The sequence below is a fragment of the Tsukamurella conjunctivitidis genome (assembly GCF_007858475.1).
GTDB classification, from domain to species: Bacteria; Actinomycetota; Actinomycetes; order Mycobacteriales; family Mycobacteriaceae; genus Tsukamurella; species Tsukamurella conjunctivitidis.
Map to the genome: position 1 here is coordinate 1 of NZ_VIGX01000307.1, position 520 is coordinate 520.

The 520-nt window shown below is 70.8% G+C and carries 1 protein-coding gene; it reads right to left on the reverse strand.

Annotation, left to right across the window (positions count from 1 at the left end; all coding sequences use genetic code 11):
• On the reverse strand, window positions 1-520 hold a 520-nt coding region (locus tag FK530_RS25515), incomplete at both ends, for an NAD(P)H-binding protein (protein WP_158645214.1).

Below are 520 nucleotides of genomic sequence, written 5' to 3' on the forward strand. Positions count from 1 at the left end.
CGCACGCATCCGGTGGGAGACCCGAAGGACAGGGGGCCGGGACGCAGAATTGTCCAGTCCAGGGAGGTCGCACGCAGGTCCGCATCGGCCTCGCGCTTGGCCTGCACGTAGGCACGCCACGACTCATCCGCCTCGGGGCCCGGATCGCGGTCCACCATGGCCGAGAGCTGCAGGAACCTGCGCACCCCGACCATGTCGGCTGCACGCTGGGCCAGGACCGACCCGCCCAGGTCGACAGTGAGCTTGCGGACTGGACCCGATCCTGGCCCCGCACCGGCTGCGAAGACCAGGGCGTCAGCCTCCCGGATCGCCTCCCCCAACTGCTCGGCGCCGGCCACTTCGATGTCCAGGTGCACCGGAATCCCCCCGACGGCCTCGATGTCGGATCCCTGGGCGGGATTGCGCACGATGCCGAGCACACGCGAGCCCGCTGCGGCCAGCAGGCGGGTGAGCAGCAGAGCGACATGTCCATGTCCCCCGACGATGGCGACAGTGGCGGGGGTGGTCGTGGGAGTCACGC